The organism is Citrobacter sp. Cpo012, assembly GCF_030333015.1.
GTDB lineage: Bacteria > Pseudomonadota > Gammaproteobacteria > Enterobacterales > Enterobacteriaceae > Citrobacter > Citrobacter portucalensis.
In genome coordinates this window covers 87,562-108,603 of the sequence record NZ_JAOWGR010000043.1, presented here as the reverse complement: position 1 = coordinate 108,603, position 21,042 = coordinate 87,562, and the positions used below count along the sequence as shown (strand labels likewise).

The following is a 21,042-nucleotide window of genomic DNA, read 5'->3' as shown; positions in this document are numbered from 1 at the left end:
TTACACTCCTGTTAATCCATACAGCAACAGTGCCGGGGCAACCCGGTGCTGTTGTCCGTTTTAGCATCGGGCAGGAAAAGCCCGAAACCTGGAGAGCCGTTTTTGAGCCAGGAATACACTGAAGACAAAGACGTCACATTGACGAAGTTAAGCAGCGGGCGCCGACTTCTGGAAGCGCTACTGATCCTTATTGCCCTTTTTGCCGTCTGGTTGATGGCTGCCTTACTCAGCTTTAACCCTTCGGATCCCAGTTGGTCGCAAACCGCGTGGCATGAGCCTATCCATAATCTGGGTGGAATACCTGGAGCATGGCTGGCGGATACGCTGTTCTTTATTTTTGGCGTCATGGCCTACACCATCCCCGTCATCATTGTCGGTGGCTGCTGGTTTGCCTGGCGACATCAGGCCAGCGACGAATACGTCGATTATTTTGCCGTCTCGCTGCGCATTATTGGCGTTCTGGCGCTGATTCTCACTTCCTGCGGGCTGGCCGCAATTAACGCCGATGACATCTGGTATTTCGCCTCTGGCGGCGTGATCGGCAGTCTGCTCAGCACCACGCTACAACCATTGCTGCACAGCAGCGGCGGCACGCTGACGTTGTTGTGCATTTGGGCAGCGGGATTAACACTGTTCACCGGTTGGTCATGGGTGAGCATTGCGGAAAAACTGGGCGGCTGGTTACTCAATATCCTGACGTTTGCCAGCAACCGTACCCGCCGCGACGATACCTGGGTCGATGACGAAGAATATGAAGACGAAGAAGAGTCTGTCGACGCCGCTGATGGCAAACCCCATGAATCGCGCCGAGCTCGTATCCTGCGCGGTGCGTTAGCGCGCCGTAAACGTCTGGCGGAGAAATTTACCAACCCGCTTGGTCGTCATACCGATGCGGCGCTGTTTTCCGGCAAACGCATGGATGATGAAGACGAAATTGAATACAGCGCCCGTGGCGTGGTTGCCGATCCTAATGATGTGCTGTTTTCCGGTAATCGCGCGACGCTGCCTGAATATGACGAACTTGATCCACTGCTTAACGGCCACTCGGTGACCGAGCCTGTGGCTGCAGCAGCTGCAGCTACAACAGCCGCTCAGGCCTGGAGCGCACCGGTCGATCCGTTACTGCAAACGTCACCCGTGACCAACACTGTTATGGAGCAACCGGTCCCAACTGTGGCCTGGCAACCCGTGCCTGGCCCGCAAACCGGTGATGCCGCGATTGCACCAGCGCCTGAAGGTTATCCGCAGCCAGCCCAGTACGCGCAACCTCCGGTGCAGCAGCCGTATGAGCCATGGCAACAACCGGTTGTGGAGCAGAGTCCGCAGCCGCAATATTACGCACAGCAGCCCGTTGAACCTGTTTATACGCAGCCTGTCGCGCCGCAGCCGGAAGCTGTTTATCAGCCGGAGCCCGTGCTGCAACCTGTCTATCAACAGGATCCGACCTCTCAACAGAACACCGCATTCCAGCAGCCTGGTTATCAGCCGGAGCCTGTGCAGCAACCTGTTTATCAGCAGGATCCAACTTTTCAACAGAGCACTACGTTCCAGCAGCCTGTGGTTGAACAACCAACAGTGGTGGAACCTGAGCCGGTGGTTGAAGAAGTTAAACCGACTCGTCCGCCGCTCTATTACTTTGAAGAAGTCGAAGAGAAACGTGCGCGTGAGCGTGAGCAACTGGCCGCATGGTATCAGCCGATTCCAGAACCTGCTCAGGAGCCTGAGCGTGTTAAGCCGTCTACGCCATCTATGCCGACGCCTGCATCCATACCACCCGTTGAGTCTGTTGCTGCCGTTGCACCGCTGGCCGCTGGCGTAAAAAGCGCCGCGTTAGGGGCAGGTGCCGCTGCCGCAGCACCTGTCTTTAGCCTTGCAGGCAGCGGTACGCCGCGTCCGCAGGTGAAAGAGGGCATTGGCCCGCAGTTGCCGCGTCCGAATCGTGTGCGCGTGCCTACTCGTCGTGAACTGGCTTCATATGGCATAAAACTGCCGTCACAGCGTATGGCTGAAGAGAAAGCGCGCGAAGAGCAGCTTGATACAGATGCGTACAGTGACGATGAAATGGATGCAATGCAGCAGGACGAGCTGGCACGTCAGTTCGCTCAGTCGCAGCAGCATCGTTATGGCGAAGAGTATCAGGACGATACCCACCAGACTGATGACGAAGATTCAGCCGCAGAAGCGGAACTGGCTCGCCAGTTTGCTTCTTCTCAGCAGCAGCGTTATTCCGGTGAACAGCCTGTCGGAGCGAATCCGTTCTCCCTCGATGACTTTGAATTTTCGCCAATGAAAACACTGGTGGATGAGGGTCCGCATGAGCCGCTGTTTACGCCTGGCGTAATGCCGGAGCCCGCGGCGCAGTACCAGGAACCAGTTGCGCCGCAGCAGCATTATCAGCAACCGGCGCAGCCAGTTGCACCGCAACAGCACTATCAGCAACCGGCACAGCCAGTTGCACCACAGCAGCATTATCAGCAACCAGCGCAGCCAGTTGCACCGCAGCAGCACTACCAGCAACCGGTGCAGCCAGTTGCATCGCAGCAGCATTATCAGCAGCCAGCGCAGCCTGCTACACCGCCGCCGCAGGATAGTCTGATCCATCCGCTGCTGATGCGTAATGGGGATAGTCGTCCGGCGCACCGTCCAAGCACGCCGCTGCCATCGTTAGATCTGCTCACGCCGCCGCCGAGCGAAGTTGAGCCGATAGATACGTTCGCACTGGAACAAATGGCACGTCTGGTGGAAGCGCGTCTGGCGGATTTCCGCATTAAAGCCGATGTGGTGAACTATTCTCCTGGCCCGGTGATTACCCGCTTTGAGCTTAATCTGGCTCCAGGGGTTAAAGCAGCGCGTATTTCTAACCTGTCACGAGATCTGGCGCGTTCATTGTCGACCGCGGCGGTACGTGTGGTCGAGGTTATTCCAGGCAAACCGTATGTCGGACTGGAGTTACCGAACAAAAAACGTCAAACCGTCTATCTGCGAGAAGTGCTGGATAACGCTAAATTCCGTGATAACTCATCTCCGCTGACTGTGGTGCTGGGCAAAGATATTGCGGGCGAACCGGTGGTGGCCGATCTGGCTAAAATGCCGCACCTGCTGGTGGCAGGGACAACCGGTTCCGGTAAGTCTGTTGGGGTGAACGCCATGATCCTCAGCATGCTGTACAAAGCGCAGCCGGAAGACGTTCGCTTTATCATGATTGACCCGAAAATGCTGGAACTTTCTGTTTATGAAGGTATTCCACATCTGCTGACTGAAGTTGTGACCGACATGAAAGATGCCGCCAATGCCTTGCGTTGGAGCGTCAATGAAATGGAACGTCGCTACAAACTGATGTCGGCGCTTGGCGTGCGTAACCTTGCCGGTTATAACGATAAGATTGCTGAAGCCGCCCGTATGGGACGTCCGATTCCAGACCCATACTGGAAGCCGGGCGACAGCATGGATGTTCAGCATCCGGTGCTGGAAAAACTGCCGTATATCGTGGTGTTGGTGGATGAATTCGCTGACCTGATGATGACCGTTGGCAAAAAGGTGGAAGAACTGATTGCTCGTCTGGCGCAAAAAGCGCGTGCGGCGGGTATCCACCTGGTGCTGGCAACCCAGCGACCGTCAGTTGACGTTATCACCGGTCTGATTAAAGCGAACATCCCGACGCGTATCGCATTTACAGTGTCGAGTAAAATTGACTCGCGTACCATCCTTGACCAGGGCGGCGCGGAATCGCTGTTGGGTATGGGTGACATGCTTTATTCTGCACCAAACTCGACGATCCCTGTGCGTGTACACGGCGCCTTTGTACGCGATGAAGAAGTTCACGCGGTGGTTCAGGACTGGAAAGCGCGTGGCCGTCCACAATACGTTGATGGCATTACCTCTGACAGCGAAAGCGAAGGTGGCGGTGGCGGCTTTGATGGTGGCGAAGAACTGGATCCGCTGTTCGATCAGGCGGTGAACTTTGTTACTCAGAAACGCAAAGCCTCAATCTCCGGCGTCCAGCGTCAGTTCCGTATCGGTTACAACCGAGCGGCGCGCATCATCGAACAGATGGAAGCGCAGGGAATAGTCAGCGAACAAGGGCATAATGGTAATCGTGAAGTGCTGGCTCCGCCGCCCTTCGAATGATTGCAAAGTTAAGTAATTCAGTATTTTCTACTTTCCTCATGCTGATTTTTGGCCTGAAATGGATAGCAGAGGGATCTCCCCGTTGGGAGTGACGTATTTTGAGGAATAACGATGAAAAGAATCGCAATCACCTGTGCATTACTGTCTAGCTTTGTGGTGAGCAGCGTCTGGGCTGATGCTGCCAGCGACCTGAAAAGCCGTCTGGATAAAGTCAGTAGCTTCCATGCCAGCTTTACTCAGAGGGTCACGGACGGTAGCGGCGCGGCGGTGCAGGAAGGTCAGGGCGACTTATGGGTTAAACGCCCTAATCTGTTTAACTGGCATATGACGCAGCCTGACGAGAGCATTCTGGTTTCCGATGGTAAAACGCTGTGGTTCTTTAACCCGTTTGTTGAGCAGGCGACTGCGACCTGGTTGAAAGACGCTACGGGCAACACGCCGTTTATGCTGATTGCGCGTAACCAGGCCAGCGACTGGCAACAGTACAACATTAAGCAAAACGGCGATGATTTCGTGCTGACGCCAAAAACCAGCAGCGGTAACCTGAAGCAGTTTACTATCAATGTTGGGCGGGACGGGACTATCCATCAGTTCAGTGCCGTTGAGCAAGACGATCAGCGCAGCAGCTATCAGCTGAAATCTCAGCAGAATGGTGCGATTGAACCTTCGAAATTCACCTTTACCCCGCCGCAAGGTGTAACGGTTGACGATCAACGTAAGTAGAGGCGTGTGAGTGAGCAATCTGTCGCTCGACTTTTCTGATAATACCTTTCAGCCACTGGCCGCACGTATGCGGCCAGAAAATTTAGCGCAGTACATCGGCCAGCAGCATCTGCTGGCTGCGGGTAAACCCTTGCCGCGCGCCATCGAGGCCGGGCACCTGCACTCTATGATTTTATGGGGTCCGCCGGGGACGGGGAAAACCACGCTAGCCGAAGTTATTGCCCGTTACGCTAACGCCGATGTTGAACGAATTTCGGCGGTCACGTCTGGTGTAAAAGAAATTCGTGAAGCGATTGAGCGGGCGCGTCAGAATCGTAACGCGGGTCGACGTACGATCCTGTTCGTGGACGAAGTTCACCGTTTTAATAAAAGCCAACAGGATGCGTTTTTACCGCATATTGAAGACGGTACCATCACGTTTATTGGCGCCACCACTGAAAATCCCTCGTTTGAACTGAACTCGGCACTGTTGTCGCGGGCGCGTGTTTATTTACTGAAATCGTTAACCACCGACGATATTGAACAGGTGCTGGACCAGGCGATGTCAGATAAAGCCCGGGGTTACGGTGGTCAGGATATCGTACTGCCGCCAGAGACGCGTCGGGCGATTGCCGAACTGGTGAATGGCGACGCGCGGCGAGCGCTGAATACGCTGGAAATGATGGCCGATATGGCCGAAGTTGATGATTCCGGTAAGCGCGTATTGAAATCAGAATTGCTCACTGAAATTGCCGGTGAACGCAGCGCACGCTTTGATAATAAAGGTGATCGTTTTTACGATCTCATCTCCGCATTACACAAATCGGTTCGCGGCAGCGCCCCGGATGCGGCGCTTTATTGGTATGCGCGCATCATTAGTGCAGGCGGTGACCCGCTGTATGTTGCCCGTCGCTGTCTGGCCATTGCCTCTGAAGATGTCGGCAATGCCGACCCTCGCGCCATGCAGGTGGCAATTTCCGCATGGGACTGCTTTACCCGCGTGGGACCCGCGGAAGGCGAACGGGCGATTGCACAGGCTATTGTTTATCTGGCCTGCGCGCCGAAAAGTAATGCGGTTTACACCGCCTTTAAAGCCGCGCTGGCTGATGCCCGCGAACGTCCGGATTACGACGTGCCGGTCCACCTGCGTAATGCGCCAACTAAGCTGATGAAAGAAATGGGCTATGGTCAGGAGTATCGTTACGCCCATGATGAACCAAATGCCTATGCCGCCGGAGAAGAGTACTTCCCGCAGGAAATGGCACAAACGCGCTATTATCACCCCACAAACAGAGGTCTTGAAGGCAAGATTGGCGAAAAGCTCGCCTGGCTCGCCGGACAGGATCAAAATAGCCCTATAAAACGCTACCGTTAGTGTTATCGTTGCGGTAATGTTGTCTCTGTATCCCTGTGACCGCAGGCTGTGGTCACTTTCTCCTATTTTAATTCGATAAGCACAGGATAAGCATGCTCGATCCCAATCTGCTGCGTAATGAGCCAGACGCAGTCGCAGAAAAACTGGCAAGCCGGGGCTTTAAGCTGGATGTAGATAAGCTGCGCGCTCTTGAAGAGCGTCGTAAAGTTCTGCAGGTACAAACTGAAAACCTGCAGGCAGAGCGTAACTCTCGATCGAAATCCATCGGCCAGGCAAAAGCGCGCGGGGAAGATATCGAGTCTTTACGTCTGGAAGTGAACAAACTGGGCGAAGAGCTGGATGCCGCGAAAGCTGAACTTGATACCTTACAGGCCGAGATCCGCGACATTGCGCTGACCATTCCTAACCTGCCAGCGGACGACGTTCCGGTGGGTAAAGATGAAAATGACAACGTTGAAGTCAGCCGTTGGGGTACGCCGCGTGAGTTTGATTTCGAAGTGCGCGATCACGTTACCCTGGGTGAAATGCACACGGGTCTTGATTTTGCCGCTGCGGTTAAGCTGACCGGCTCTCGTTTCGTCGTGATGAAAGGGCAGATCGCGCGCATGCACCGTGCGCTGTCTCAGTTCATGCTGGATCTGCATACCGAACAGCATGGTTACAGCGAAAACTACGTTCCGTATCTGGTTAACCATGACACGCTGTACGGAACAGGGCAACTGCCGAAATTTGCTGGCGATCTGTTCCACACCCGTCCGCTGGATGAAGAAGCTGACAGCAGCAACTATGCGCTGATCCCAACGGCAGAAGTTCCGCTGACCAACCTGGTTCGCGACGAAATCATTGACGAAGATGCGCTGCCGATCAAAATGACCGCGCATACGCCGTGCTTCCGTTCTGAAGCAGGTTCTTACGGTCGTGATACCCGTGGTCTGATCCGTATGCATCAGTTCGATAAAGTTGAAATGGTGCAGATCGTTCGCCCGGAAGACTCTATGGACGCGCTGGAAGAGATGACCGGCCATGCCGAGAAGGTTCTTCAGCTGCTGGGCCTGCCGTACCGTAAGATCATCCTGTGCACAGGCGACATGGGCTTCGGCGCATGCAAAACGTACGATCTGGAAGTGTGGATCCCGGCGCAGAACACCTATCGCGAAATCTCCTCTTGCTCCAACGTGTGGGATTTCCAGGCTCGTCGTATGCAGGCGCGTTGCCGCAGCAAATCCGACAAAAAGACCCGTTTAGTACATACGCTGAACGGTTCCGGTCTGGCGGTTGGACGTACGCTGGTTGCGGTGATGGAAAACTATCAGCAGGCTGATGGCCGTATTCAGGTTCCGGAAGTGTTACGTCCGTACATGAATGGCCTGGAGTTTATCGGCTAAGCTACCTTTCTTTGCTAAAAAAGCGCCTCAGGGCGCTTTTTTTATGCCCGTTTGACGTCGGACAATAACGCCTACCTCCATAGGAGTAATACTGCCTTCGAATGAAAGTCAGTATTTATCTCTGTCTTTTCGCAAATTCAGTATCTACCAGTCTGTATATCGATATTAACGCTATATAAAAATATATATAACGAGTATTTCTCTTTTGTTTATTGTGAGCAGCAGAGTGAGCCACTATGAAAACTAAGATCCCCGATGCCATGCTGGCAGCTGAGGTTAGTCGCCGAGGTTTGGTGAAAACGACGGCGATAGGCGGACTGGCGGTGGCCAGTAGCGCGTTTACCCTGCCATTTACCCGTATTGCAAATGCTGCAGAAGCCCTTAATCCGACACAGGCCAATGAGAAAGTCATCTGGAGCGCGTGTACGGTGAACTGTGGTAGCCGCTGTCCTCTGCGTATGCACGTGGTAGACGGTGAAATAAAGTATGTTGAAACCGACAACACCGGTGATGACAACTATGACGGCTTGCACCAGGTACGCGCCTGTCTGCGTGGTCGCTCCATGCGTCGTCGCGTTTATAATCCCGACCGGCTGAAATATCCGATGAAACGCGTCGGCAAACGTGGAGAAGGCAAATTTGAGCGCATCAGTTGGGATGAAGCCTACGACATCATTGCCAGCAATATGCAGCGTCTTATTAAAGACTACGGCAACGAGTCTATCTACCTGAACTACGGCACGGGTACGCTGGGCGGCACCCTGACACGTTCCTGGCCGCCAGGCAAAACGCTGGTAGCACGTCTGATGAACTGCTGTGGCGGCTACCTGAACCACTACGGTGACTACTCTTCAGCGCAAATCGCTGCCGGGTTGAACTACACCTACGGCGGCTGGGCAGACGGTAACAGCCCGTCCGACATTGAAAACAGCAAGCTGGTGGTTCTGTTCGGGAATAACCCAGGTGAAACCCGTATGAGCGGGGGTGGGGTAACCTATTACCTTGAACAGGCGCGACAGAAATCCAATGCCCGCATGATTATTATCGATCCTCGCTACACGGATACCGGTGCGGGTCGTGAAGATGAATGGATCCCGATCCGCCCAGGTACCGATGCGGCGCTGGTGAATGGTCTGGCGTATGTGCTGATCACCGAAAACATGGTCGATCAACCGTTCCTTGATAAATACTGCGTGGGTTACGACGAGAAAACCTTACCGGCCGACGCACCGAAAAACGGTCACTATAAGGCGTATATTCTTGGGCAGGGCAAAGACGGTATCGCCAAGACCCCGGAATGGGCAGCGCAAATTACCGGTATTCCTGCTGATCGAATCGTCAAACTGGCACGTGAAATCGGTAGCGCTAAACCGGCATATATCAGTCAGGGGTGGGGACCGCAGCGCCATGCTAACGGTGAAATAGCGACTCGTGCCATTTCTATGCTGGCAATCCTTACCGGTAACGTTGGGATTAACGGCGGCAACAGCGGGGCGCGTGAGGGCTCATACAGTTTGCCGTTTGAACGTATGCCTACGCTGGAAAACCCAGTCGAAACCAGCATCTCTATGTTTATGTGGACGGACGCCATTGAGCGAGGTCCGGAGATGACGGCACTGCGTGACGGTGTTCGTGGCAAAGATAAGCTCGATGTTCCGATTAAGATGATCTGGAACTATGCCGGTAACTGTCTGATTAACCAGCACTCTGATATCAACCGCACACATGAAATCCTACAGGATGATAAGAAGTGCGAGATGATCGTTGTCATCGACTGTCATATGACCTCCTCGGCGAAATACGCGGATATTTTGCTGCCGGACTGCACCGCTTCGGAGCAGATGGACTTCGCACTGGATGCCTCCTGCGGAAATATGTCGTATGTGATTTTCACCGATCAGGCGATCAAACCACGCTTCGAATGCAAGACTATCTACCAGATGACCAGTGAGCTAGCGAAACGCCTTGGTGTTGAGCAGCAGTTTACAGAAGGTCGTACTCAGGAAGAGTGGATGCGTCATCTGTACGAGCAGTCGCGCAAAGCCATTCCTGAACTGCCAACGTTTGAAGAATTCCGCAAGCAGGGGATCTTTAAACAGCGCGACCCGCAGGGACATCACGTGGCCTACAAGGCGTTCCGTGAGGATCCTAACGCCAATCCGCTGACCACGCCGTCAGGTAAGATCGAAATTTATTCGCAGCAGCTTGCCGAGATCGCGTCAACCTGGGAGCTGCCGGAAGGTGATGTGATTGATCCACTGCCGATTTATACCCCAGGTTTTGAGAGCTTAAACGATCCGCTGGTGGAGAAATTCCCTCTGCAGTTGACCGGCTTCCACTATAAGTCTCGCGTCCACTCGACCTATGGCAACGTGGATGTTCTGAAAGCATCCTGCCGTCAGGAAATGTGGATCAACCCGATGGATGCACAGCGACGCGGCATTAACAACGGCGACAAGGTGCGCATCTTTAACGATCGTGGTGAAGTGCACATCGAGGCGAAAGTAACGCCGCGTATGATGCCTGGCGTGGTGGCATTGGGCGAAGGGGCGTGGTATGACCCGGACGCAAAACGCGTGGACCAGGGCGGTTGTATTAACGTCCTGACGACCCAGCGTCCGTCTCCTCTCGCGAAGGGGAACCCATCACACACGAACCTTGTTCAGGTTGAAAAGGTGTAAGGAGTAACCGATGACAACCCAGTATGGATTTTTTATTGATTCCAGCCGTTGCACCGGTTGCAAAACCTGCGAACTGGCGTGCAAAGATTTCAAAAATTTAACCCCTGAAGTCAGCTTCCGCCGCATTTATGAGTACGCCGGCGGTGACTGGCAGGAAGACAACGGCGTCTGGCATCAGAACGTCTTTGCCTATTACCTCTCCATTGCGTGTAACCACTGTGAAGACCCGGCCTGTACCAAAGTGTGTCCGAGCGGTGCGATGCACAAACGTGAAGATGGCTTTGTCGTTGTTGATGAAGATGTGTGCATCGGCTGCCGCTATTGCCACATGGCCTGTCCTTACGGCGCACCACAGTACAATGCTGACAAAGGGCACATGACCAAATGCGATGGCTGCCATGAGCGCGTCGCTGAAGGTAAGAAACCTATTTGCGTCGAGTCCTGTCCACTGCGTGCGCTGGATTTTGGCCCAATTGATGAACTGCGCAAAAAACACGGTACTTTGGCTGCGGTTGCGCCATTGCCGGGCGCGCACTTTACCAAACCGAGCATTGTCATCAAACCTAACGCCAATAGCCGCCCGACCGGGGATACCACAGGTTATCTGGCTAATCCGAAGGAGGTGTAAGATGGGAAGTGGATGGCATGAATGGCCGCTGATGATCTTCACGGTCTTCGGACAGTGTGTGGTTGGCGGTTTTATTGTTCTGGCGCTGGCGTTGATGAAAGGGGGCTTACGCCCAGAATCGCAGCAACGCGTAATTACCTGCATGTTTGGGTTGTGGGTATTAATGGGCATTGGTTTTATTGCTTCCATGCTCCATTTGGGCTCACCGATGCGCGCCTTTAACTCACTCAATCGCGTTGGATCATCTGCGTTGAGTAACGAAATTGCCAGCGGCTCACTCTTCTTTGCCGTTGGCGGTATCGGCTGGCTGCTGGCTATGTTGAAGAAAATGTCGCCCGCATTACGCAATCTGTGGTTAGTTGTCACCATGGTGCTGGGTGTGGTTTTTGTCTGGATGATGGTGCGCGTGTATAACACCATCGATACTGTACCGACCTGGTACAGCGTCTGGACACCGCTGGGCTTCTTCCTGACGATGTTTATGGGCGGTCCGCTGCTGGGATATCTGTTACTGAGAATTGCTGGCGTGGATGGTTGGGCGATGCGCCTGCTGCCGGCTATATCAGTGCTTGCTCTGGTCGTGAGTGCCATCATGTCGGTAATGCAGGGGACTGAACTGGCGACAATCCACAGTTCGATTCAACAGGCCTCTGCGCTGGTTCCGGATTACGGTTCGCTGATGGCGTGGCGGATCGTGGCGCTGGCGTTAGCGTTGTGCTGCTGGATAGTACCGCAAGTGAAGGGTTACCAGCCTGCCGTTCCGTTGCTTTCTGTCGCGTTTATTCTGCTGTTAGTCGGCGAGCTGATTGGTCGTGGCGTGTTCTACGGGCTGCATATGACCGTCGGTATGGCGGTGGCGAGTTAATCCATAATACGCCGGATGGCGCCTCGTGCTTTATCAAGCCTACAATATCCGTAGGCCTTAAAGCTGCGCGCTATCCGGCTACATGTCAGGTCAGGGTTTTGCCCCAGTCTTTACTTCTGCTTAGTTAACGTGTCATAGCTGGTCATCAGATTGCGATAACCCGGAATGTGATTAGAGAACAACGTCGCCAGACCTTCGATATCGTTGCGCCAGTCGCGGTGCAGTTCGCATGCTACTCCGAACCATGTCATCAATTGAGCGCCTGCTTGAGACATCCGATCCCATGCTGAATGGCGGGTAATTTCATTAAACGTGCCTGAAGCATCGGTGACAACAAAGACGTCAAAACCTTCTTCAATAGCCGAGAGCGCTGGGAAAGCGACGCAAACTTCCGTCACGACACCAGCGATAATCAGCTGCTTTTTGCCGGTCGCTTTTACTGCTTTCACGAAATCTTCGTTATCCCATGCGTTAATGTTTCCTGGGCGAGCAATGTAGGGCGCATCCGGAAATTGAGCTTTCAGTTCCGGTACCAGCGGTCCGTTTGGTCCTGTCTCAAAACTGGTTGTCAGAATGGTTGGGAGGTTGAAGTATTTTGCTAAGTCACCGAGCGCAAGCACGTTGTTTTTAAATTTATCGGGATCGATATCCCGAACCAGGGAGAGCAGGCCAGCCTGATGGTCGACCAGCAGTACTGCCGCATTGTCTTTATCAAGTCTTACGTAAGGTTTAGTCATGGTATTTCTCCTGTTCAGTATCAGTGGGGGAAATTTGATGAGTTTAAGTCTACGAAAAGAACGATATTTGGATTAGATAGATAAATAAGAACTCACTGTTCTATTTTGAAGACAATGCAGCTCAGCATCCCGCATAGAGTTTAGTAAGAAATAAAAGTAAGGGGAGTCCATGAAATTTTTCGACTGAACGTAACGCGAGATTTTTGTTTTAGATCAATAAAAACAAGCAGATGTGTTTTTGTATTTTTTATCTATTCACATTAAGAATCAGTAATGCAAATCGATCGACCAGAAAGCGCCTCAGCCCTCTGATTCCGCCGATTGACAATGTTTTTAGCAGTGGCATGATGCGCATGAAATTTGAACTTCCTCACGGTTTTTATTCATGTCCACCTATACCCGTCCCGTCATGCTATTGCTGTGCGGGCTACTTCTGTTGACCCTGGCGATCGCCGTGTTAAACACGCTCGTCCCGCTTTGGCTCGCCCATGAAAATCTGCCTACCTGGCAGGTAGGCATGGTGAGCTCGTCTTACTTTACCGGTAATCTGGTAGGGACGTTGCTGACAGGGTATTTAATAAAACACCTTGGTTTTAACCGCAGCTATTACATCGCCTCGCTTATTTTTGCCGCGGGCTGTGTCGGGCTGGGGATTATGGTGGGATTCTGGAGCTGGATGACATGGCGTTTTATCGCCGGTGTCGGTTGCGCCATGATCTGGGTGGTCGTGGAAAGCGCGCTGATGTGCAGCGGGACGTCCCGTAATCGCGGACGGTTACTTGCCGCCTATATGATGATCTATTACGTGGGTACTTTTTTAGGCCAACTGCTGGTCAGTAAAGTATCAACAGAATTGATGAACGTCCTGCCGTGGGTGACGGGTACTATCCTGGCGGGTGTTTTACCACTGCTCTTTACGCGCATTGCTAATCAGCAGGGTGATGAACAGCAGTCTACGCCTATTGTCTCCATGCTGAGGTTGCGTCAGGCGCGCCTAGGCGTTAATGGCTGCATTATTTCCGGGATCGTGCTGGGGTCTTTGTATGGCCTGATGCCGCTGTATCTCAACCATCAGGGGGTGAGCAACGCCAGCATTGGTTTCTGGATGGCGGTTCTGGTAAGCGCCGGTATTCTGGGGCAATGGCCGATTGGCCGTCTGGCGGATAAGCTGGGACGTCTGCTGGTTTTACGCGTCCAGGTCTTCGTGGTGATCGTCGGGAGTATCGCCATGCTGAACCAGGCGGCGATGGCGCCCGCGTTGTTTATGTTGGGTGCGGCAGGCTTTACCCTCTATCCGGTCGCGATGGCCTGGGCCTGTGAAAAGGTGGAACATCATCAGCTGGTCGCCATGAATCAGGCATTGCTATTGAGCTATACCGTGGGCAGTCTGCTGGGACCTTCGTTTACTGCGATGCTGATGCAGAATTATTCAGATAGCTTGCTGTTTATCATGATCGCCAGCGTATCGTTTATTTATTTACTAATGCTGCTGCGTAAGACGGGCCATACGCCCAATTCTATTGCGCACATTTGACCTGATTTAACAGAATATGAACAGGTTCCCATACATACTGTTTATGTATGCTTTATGGGAACCTGCATTATTTAATCGCACACGTCTGTCCTGAAAATAAAGTGTGCAGAAGGTTATAGTTTTACATCCTGCCGTTTCCGCTCGCTCATTTTACCGCGCATAATCCCACGCCTCATATATTGATAATCAAAAAGCTTCCACAAAGGATTGCGTATGGCTGGTGTGCAGGAAAAACAATTGCGATGGTACAACATTGCATTAATGTCATTTATTACCGTCTGGGGTTTTGGCAACGTCGTTAACAACTATGCTAATCAGGGATTGGTTGTTGTCTCCTCCTGGATATTTATTTTCGCGCTCTATTTTATTCCTTATGCGTTGATCGTCGGGCAGCTTGGCTCAACCTTTAAAGAGGGTAAAGGCGGCGTCAGTACCTGGATTAAACATACCATGGGGCCAGGGTTGGCCTATCTTGCTGCCTGGACCTATTGGGTTGTTCATATACCTTATCTGGCGCAAAAACCGCAGGCTATTCTGATTGCGCTGGGATGGGCGCTGAAGGGCGATGGTTCGTTGATTAAAGAGTACACCGTCGTGGCGTTGCAGGGGCTGACGCTGGCGCTGTTTGTCTTTTTCATGTGGGTTGCGTCCCGTGGCATGAAGTCACTGAAAATTGTTGGGTCAGTTGCAGGCATCGCGATGTTTGTGATGTCCATTTTGTATGTCGTGATGGCGGTAACCGCGCCTGCAATTACGGATGTGCAAATAGCGACAACCAATATCACCTGGGAATCGTTTATCCCGCACATCGATTTTACCTACATTACTACGATCTCCATGCTGGTATTTGCCGTGGGCGGTGCGGAGAAAATTTCGCCATACGTTAATCAGACACGTAATCCGGGCAAAGAATTTCCAAAAGGGATGCTCGTTCTGGCTGTTATGGTAGCGGTATGCGCGATTCTCGGGTCGCTGGCTATGGGAATGATGTTTGACTCCCGGCATATTCCAGATGACCTGATGACGAATGGTCAATATTACGCCTTCCAGAAATTGGGTGAGTATTATGGTATGGGTAATTCGCTGATGGTTATTTACGCGATTGCCAATACGCTGGGACAGATTGCGGCATTGGTATTTTCTATTGATGCACCGCTTAAAGTTCTGCTGGGGGATGCTGATCGTAAATATATTCCCGAGAGCCTGTGTAAAACCAACGCTTCCGGTACGCCGGTAAATGGTTATATTCTGACGCTGGTGCTGGTGGCGATTTTGATTATGTTGCCAACACTGGGAATTGGCGACATGAACAACCTGTATAAATGGCTATTGAATCTTAACTCTGTCGTGATGCCATTGCGTTATTTATGGGTGTTTGTGGCGTTCATTGCCGTTATTCGCCTGGCGCAAAAATATAAATCGGAATATGTCTTTATTCGCAACCGCTCGCTTGCGATGACCGTGGGGATCTGGTGCTTTGCCTTTACCGCATTTGCCTGTCTGACCGGGATTTTCCCGAAAATGGAAGCCTTTACCCCTGAGTGGACATTCCAGCTCACGCTGAATATCGTGACGCCATTTGTGCTGGTTGGACTGGGATTGATTTTCCCGCTACTGGCGAGAAGAGGACGCTAAAGACAAGTGTGGCAGAAGAGCAGGAGATAGTGATGCTATCTCCTGCTTTGCCTCTCAAAACAACGGGGACAGTTCTTTTGGGATGGCATACTGTTTGCCATCATAACGCAGTACCCAACTGGCTTTCCCCGGTTTATCCTTTGATGCGCATTGCTCGTTGGCGTCTGTATAGGCCGTTGATTCCACGTTTTTCTCGTTTACCCGAATATCGAAGTATCCATTATGTGAATCAGGCGCAAGGGCAAGGGTGCGTTTAATATCGTGGAATGTTCCCACACAGTTCCCGTCCCATTCACCGGTGCTATTCTCAAGTACGATTCCGTTTAATACCGCCCGTAGTTGATTATTTTCAATAACAAACAGCGATAGCGCATCTTCACTAAAAGGATTTACACGGGAACTGCCGGTGCGGGCGACTCGTAAGCCAAATGCGGTCTGATCTGGGGTAACTTTCCAGCGCGCAGTATCCAACGCCAGACCGGTAATTTGAATGGCATCGTCATTCATACGTTCGGGCAGGCGTAGCCGCTGTTTTACGTCGAGGTTTGTGGAATCCAGTACCAGAAGCTCCAGATCGCCAATGCGATCGTAATCGCTATATTGTTGTGCCATCAGCGGAATCGCCGCTAGGGTCAGTTCCGGGTGGGCTGGCCAGACACGGCAAATTGCGCTTTGCGGTGAGTTACCTGTGATATCGATAACCTGATTATGTTGTGTGAGTAGCTTGCCTTCCGCTGTCGGTTTTGCATCTGGCCACGCATGTTGCACAATGGCGTTGATATCACAGTTGCTGGCGGCATTTACGTATTGGGCAGATAACAGCAACATGCCAGAAATGAATAACCGCATGGCGTCCTTTCCTTTAATTCGAGTGGTTGTCGCTTAGATAGCAAAACGGCTGCCGTTCAGGGCAGCCGTTTCGTGGTGGCTAAAACTCAATACATCACTTTATGTCCATATTGCTCGAGAATGCCCTTCACGCGCTCCATGGTCTCTTTCTTCGGTGGTTTGACGCCATCCAGTTTGTACTCTTCGCCCATTGCCACCCATTTGTGTTTGCCCAGCTCGTGGTAAGGCAGCAGCTCGATTTTTTCAACGTTACCCATATCGCGGGTAAATTCGCCGAGGCGGTGTGCGGAGTCATCGTCATCAGACCAGCCAGGTACGACAACATAGCGGATCCACACTTTGATGTCTTTATTTGACAGGTAACGCGCGAACTCCAGCGTACGATGGTTAGATACGCCGACCAGATTCTGATGGATTTCATCGTTCATCTGTTTGAGATCGAGCATGACCAGATCGGTGACTTCCAGCAGCTCATCGATCACCGGATCGTAGCGGCGAACAAAACCGTTGGTATCCAGACAGGTATGAATACCTTCTTTTTTACAGGCGCGGAACCAGTCACGTACGAATTCAGCTTGCAGGATAGCTTCGCCGCCAGACGCCGTCACGCCGCCGCCGGATGCGTTCATAAAGTGGCGATAGGTCACCACCTCTTTCATTAATTCGTCGACGGTGACTTCTTTACCGCCGTGTGTATCCCACGTGTCACGGTTATGGCAATACAGGCAGCGCATCAGGCAGCCCTGAAAGAAGGTAATAAAGCGGATGCCCGGGCCATCAACAGTGCCACAGGATTCAAAGGAGTGAATGCGACCAATAACTGACATTGCGGTGTTTCTCCAGGTGTGGCCCATCCGGGGCCAGTGTTAGTGCACAGTTATTAACTGTGTCGAGTCTGTTTTGGCTGCTATCCATACTTTTCGTCTTTCAAGATGCATCTTTGTTAGCTTCCTTCGCTCACCCCAGTCACGTACTTCTGTACGCTCCAGGGGATTCACTCCGTTGCCGCCTCAATGCAACTCGAAATCCATCGAGTATATAAGTATAGATAGCTGACAAAGCAGGCTATTAAAAAGGCCCCACTTACGTGGAGCCTTTATTGTACGCTTTTTAAAGTACGATTTCAGTCAAAACCAATTACATGGTCTGAGTGAAGGTACGAGTAATAACGTCCTGCTGCTGTTCTTTAGTCAGGGAGTTAAAACGTACTGCGTAGCCAGAAACGCGGATGGTCAGCTGCGGATATTTTTCCGGATGTTCCATCGCATCCAGTAGCATTTCGCGGTTCATGACGTTCACGTTCAGGTGCTGACCACCTTCGATGGACGCTTCGTGGTGGAAGTAACCATCCATCAGACCAGCCAGGTTGGTCTTACGAACTTCGTCGTCTTTACCCAGTGCGTTCGGAACGATAGAGAAGGTGTAAGAAATACCATCTTTAGCGTAAGCAAACGGCAGTTTAGCAACGGAGGTCAGAGAGGCAACAGCACCTTTCTGGTCACGACCGTGCATTGGGTTAGCACCCGGTCCGAACGGCGCGCCAGCACGACGACCATCTGGGGTGTTACCAGTTTTCTTACCATAAACCACGTTAGAGGTGATGGTCAGAACAGACTGAGTCGGGATAGCGTTACGATAAGTAGTCAGTTTCTGAATTTTCTTCATGAAACGTTCTACCAGGTCAACCGCCATGTCATCAACGCGAGAGTCGTTGTTACCAAACTGCGGGTATTCGCCTTCGATTTCGAAGTCGATAGCCAGACCGTCTTCGTCACGAATCGGTTTAACTTTCGCATATTTGATTGCAGACAGGGAGTCAGCAGCAACGGACAGACCAGCGATACCACACGCCATGGTGCGGATAACGTCACGGTCGTGCAGCGCCATCAGAGAGGCTTCGTAGCTGTACTTGTCGTGCATGTAGTGGATAACGTTCAGCGCGGTGACGTACTGTTTAGCCAGCCAATCCATGAAGTGATCCATGCGATCCATAACTTCGTCGAAGTTCAGAACGTCGCCTTTGATCGGTTCAGATTTAGGACCAACCTGCATTTTCAGTTTTTCATCAACGCCACCGTTGATTGCGTACAGCATGGTTTTCGCCAGGTTTGCACGCGCACCGAAGAACTGCATTTGTTTACCAACAACCATCGGGCTTACGCAGCAAGCGATAGCGTAGTCGTCGTTGTTGAAGTCCGGACGCATCAGGTCATCGTTCTCGTACTGCAGAGAAGAGGTGTCGATGGACACTTTAGCGGCGAATTTCTTGAAGTTCAGAGGCAGTTTTTCAGACCACAGAACAGTGATGTTCGGCTCCGGAGAAGGACCCATGGTGTACAGGGTGTTCAGGAAGCGGAAGCTGTTTTTGGTAACCAGAGTACGGCCATCAACGCCCATACCACCGATTGATTCAGTTGCCCAAATCGGGTCACCGGAGAACAGTTCATCATATTCAGGAGTACGCAGGAAGCGAACCATACGCAGTTTCATGACCAGGTGGTCGATCATTTCCTGTGCGTCTTGCTCGGTAATTTTGCCTGCTTTCAGGTCACGTTCGATGTAAGCATCCAGGAAGGTGGATACGCGACCGAAGGACATTGCTGCACCGTTCTGAGATTTAACTGCGGCCAGGTAGCCGAAGTAAGTCCACTGGATAGCTTCCTGAGCGTTGGTAGCCGGACCAGAGATATCGCAGCCATATTTAGCAGCCATTTCTTTGATCTGACCCAGAGCGCGGTGCTGTTCAGCGATTTCTTCACGCAGACGGATAGTTGCTTCCAGGTTTACGCCGTTTTCCAGATCGGACTGCAGAGAGACGAACTGAGCGTATTTGTCTTTCATCAGGTAGTCGATACCGTACAGCGCAACGCGACGGTAGTCACCGATGATACGGCCACGGCCATACGCATCTGGCAGACCAGTCAGAACACCGGATTTACGGCAGTTCAGAATGTCTTTGGTGTAAACATCGAATACGCCCTGGTTGTGGGTTTTGCGGTATTCGGTGAAGATTTTTTTCAGCATCGGGTCCAGTTCGCGATTGTACGCTTTGCAGGAACCTTCAACCATTTTGATGCCGCCAAACGGAATGATCGCACGTTTCAGCGGAGCTTCAGTCTGCAGACCAACAATCTTCTCGAGCGCTTTGTTGATGTAGCCAGCGTCGTGAGAAGTGATGGTAGAAGCAACGGAGGTGTCAAAGTCAACAGGCGCGTGAGTGCGGTTTTCCTGTTTAACGCCTTCCATAACGCTGTCCCACAGTGCAGTGGTCGCATCAGTTGCGCCAGCCAGGAAGGACTCGTCACCCTCATACGGAGTGTAGTTTTTCTGAATGAAGTCACGTACGTTTACTTCATTCTGCCAATCACCTTTGGTAAAACCTTCCCAGGCTGTGGCTAACTTTTCATTAAGCTCGGACATGTAACACCTACCTTCTTAAGTGGATTTTTTATTTACTGCGTGTAATGGGCATCAACAGATTAATGATGATCGTTACCACGCAGATAAATGACCCAGTATGTCAACCCGACCAACAAACCGCCGCCGATAATGTTACCGATCGTAACCGGAATCAGGTTATCGGTGATGAAATTCATCACGGTCAGGTGAGAAAAATTCTCCGGAGAAGACCCAACTGCGGTCCAGAATTCCGGGGTGGCGAAATCGCGTATTACAATACCCATAGGGATCATAAACATGTTTGCGATACTGTGCTCAAAACCGCTGGCAACAAACATTGCTACCGGTAATACCATGATAAACGCTTTGTCCATCAGGCTGCGGCCCGAGTAGCTCATCCATACGGCCAGACACACCATCAGGTTAGCCAGGATACCAAGGCTCACTGCCTCAACAAAAGTATGGTGCACTTTGTGGTCGGCTGTTTGCAGAACGTTGAGCCCCCATGCGCCGTTGGCGGTCATATACTCGCCAGAAAGCCACATGAGTAACACAAAGATCAGGGCGCCAATCAGGTTGCCGACATAAACGTTAAGCCAGTTTTTCGCTAACTGACCCCAGGTAATACGACCACTGGCTTTAGCAACGACGATCAGTACGGTTGAAGTGAAGAGGTCTGCACCGCAGACAACACAAAGGATCAGCCCCAGGGAAAAGCAGATACCACCTACTAATTTCGCCATGCCGAAAGGCATAGTACCAGTGCCGGTTGTGGCGGTGATATAGAAAACAAAGGCAATTGAAATGAATACACCGGCAGTAATTGCCAGATAGAACGTCTTAAGCGGATGTTTCGTTGCTTTATAGACGCCTGCTTCTTCGGCAACTTTGGCCATTGCAGCAGGTAGAATAAGATCAAAAGGGTTGTCAGCTTTCACACTAACTCTCTCTTTATTAAGTCGGCGACGAGATACTAACAAAGCATTATAGATGAGAATTTGATATAGATCATATCTCGCCTGGCTTATAGGCCCGTAAGACGCATGGTTTTTATGCGATTACGGTGTAACATGTTGATTATCCATATAAAAATAAATTTTAAAAATTATAAAGTGAGTTGAATT

14 protein-coding genes are annotated in these 21,042 nt (G+C 51.8%); 9 read left to right on the top strand and 5 right to left on the bottom strand.

The features are described 5' to 3' along the window. Positions 1 to 102: 102 nt before the first annotated feature. From ftsK to OGX90_RS20305, 7 genes are all read left to right on the top strand, one after another. Entirely contained in the window at positions 103 to 4,128 is a 4,026-nt protein-coding gene (gene ftsK / locus OGX90_RS20335) for a DNA translocase FtsK (RefSeq protein ID WP_286624593.1), read from the top strand. Positions 4,129 to 4,239: 111 nt separating this feature from the next. Beyond that, on the top strand, positions 4,240 to 4,851 hold the full coding sequence (gene lolA / locus OGX90_RS20330; RefSeq protein WP_137377321.1) for an outer membrane lipoprotein periplasmic chaperone LolA: 612 nt from the start codon (positions 4,240 to 4,242) through the stop codon (positions 4,849 to 4,851). A gap of 10 nt (positions 4,852 to 4,861) precedes the next feature. Continuing rightward, positions 4,862 to 6,205 carry a replication-associated recombination protein RarA gene (gene rarA, locus OGX90_RS20325; RefSeq protein WP_234692294.1) on the top strand — a complete coding sequence of 448 codons (1,344 nt, stop codon included), beginning with the start codon at positions 4,862 to 4,864 and terminating at the stop codon, positions 6,203 to 6,205. Positions 6,206 to 6,297: 92 nt separating this feature from the next. Next, complete coding sequence (serS, locus tag OGX90_RS20320; RefSeq protein ID WP_003831902.1) at positions 6,298 to 7,590, top strand: serine--tRNA ligase; 1,293 nt, start codon at positions 6,298 to 6,300, stop codon at positions 7,588 to 7,590. 236 nt (positions 7,591 to 7,826) lie between these two features. Continuing rightward, entirely contained in the window at positions 7,827 to 10,271 is a 2,445-nt protein-coding gene (dmsA, locus tag OGX90_RS20315; RefSeq protein WP_008784257.1) for a dimethylsulfoxide reductase subunit A, read from the top strand. A 10-nt stretch (positions 10,272 to 10,281) separates the two neighbouring features. Continuing rightward, the gene (dmsB, locus tag OGX90_RS20310) at positions 10,282 to 10,899 is read left to right on the top strand and encodes a dimethylsulfoxide reductase iron-sulfur subunit DmsB (RefSeq protein ID WP_003831905.1); all 618 of its coding nucleotides are present in this window, start codon (positions 10,282 to 10,284) and stop codon (positions 10,897 to 10,899) included. A gap of 1 nt (position 10,900) precedes the next feature. After that, positions 10,901 to 11,764 (top strand): dimethyl sulfoxide reductase anchor subunit family protein, encoded by an 864-nt coding sequence (locus OGX90_RS20305; RefSeq protein ID WP_003831906.1) that lies wholly within the window; start codon positions 10,901 to 10,903, stop codon positions 11,762 to 11,764. A gap of 110 nt (positions 11,765 to 11,874) precedes the next feature. Here the strand turns inward: OGX90_RS20305 and ycaC are convergent, their stop codons facing one another. After that, complete coding sequence (gene ycaC, locus OGX90_RS20300; protein WP_282626274.1) at positions 11,875 to 12,501, bottom strand: isochorismate family cysteine hydrolase YcaC; 627 nt, start codon at positions 12,499 to 12,501, stop codon at positions 11,875 to 11,877. A 385-nt stretch (positions 12,502 to 12,886) separates the two neighbouring features. On the opposite strand from ycaC, the gene OGX90_RS20295 reads away from it, so the two are divergent. Beyond that, the gene (locus tag OGX90_RS20295; RefSeq protein ID WP_149607851.1) at positions 12,887 to 14,035 is read left to right on the top strand and encodes an MFS transporter; all 1,149 of its coding nucleotides are present in this window, start codon (positions 12,887 to 12,889) and stop codon (positions 14,033 to 14,035) included. Between the two features lie 213 nt (positions 14,036 to 14,248). Then, positions 14,249 to 15,670 carry an amino acid permease gene (locus OGX90_RS20290; RefSeq protein ID WP_003035749.1) on the top strand — a complete coding sequence of 474 codons (1,422 nt, stop codon included), beginning with the start codon at positions 14,249 to 14,251 and terminating at the stop codon, positions 15,668 to 15,670. Positions 15,671 to 15,724: 54 nt separating this feature from the next. On the opposite strand, the gene OGX90_RS20285 is transcribed toward OGX90_RS20290, so the two are convergent. The 4 genes from OGX90_RS20285 to focA form a co-directional block, all read right to left on the bottom strand. Beyond that, positions 15,725 to 16,519 carry a PA3715 family protein gene (locus OGX90_RS20285; RefSeq protein ID WP_060682474.1) on the bottom strand — a complete coding sequence of 265 codons (795 nt, stop codon included), beginning with the start codon at positions 16,517 to 16,519 and terminating at the stop codon, positions 15,725 to 15,727. A gap of 86 nt (positions 16,520 to 16,605) precedes the next feature. Next, positions 16,606 to 17,346, bottom strand: a complete 741-nt coding sequence (gene pflA / locus OGX90_RS20280) for a pyruvate formate lyase 1-activating protein (protein WP_003035751.1) — start codon at positions 17,344 to 17,346, stop codon at positions 16,606 to 16,608. Positions 17,347 to 17,656: 310 nt separating this feature from the next. Further along, a complete protein-coding gene (gene pflB, locus OGX90_RS20275) occupies positions 17,657 to 19,939 on the bottom strand; it encodes a formate C-acetyltransferase (RefSeq protein ID WP_003035753.1) in 2,283 nt (760 codons plus the stop codon). A 59-nt stretch (positions 19,940 to 19,998) separates the two neighbouring features. Then, entirely contained in the window at positions 19,999 to 20,856 is an 858-nt protein-coding gene (gene focA, locus OGX90_RS20270) for a formate transporter FocA (protein ID WP_003831909.1), read from the bottom strand. Positions 20,857 to 21,042: the final 186 nt, after the last annotated feature.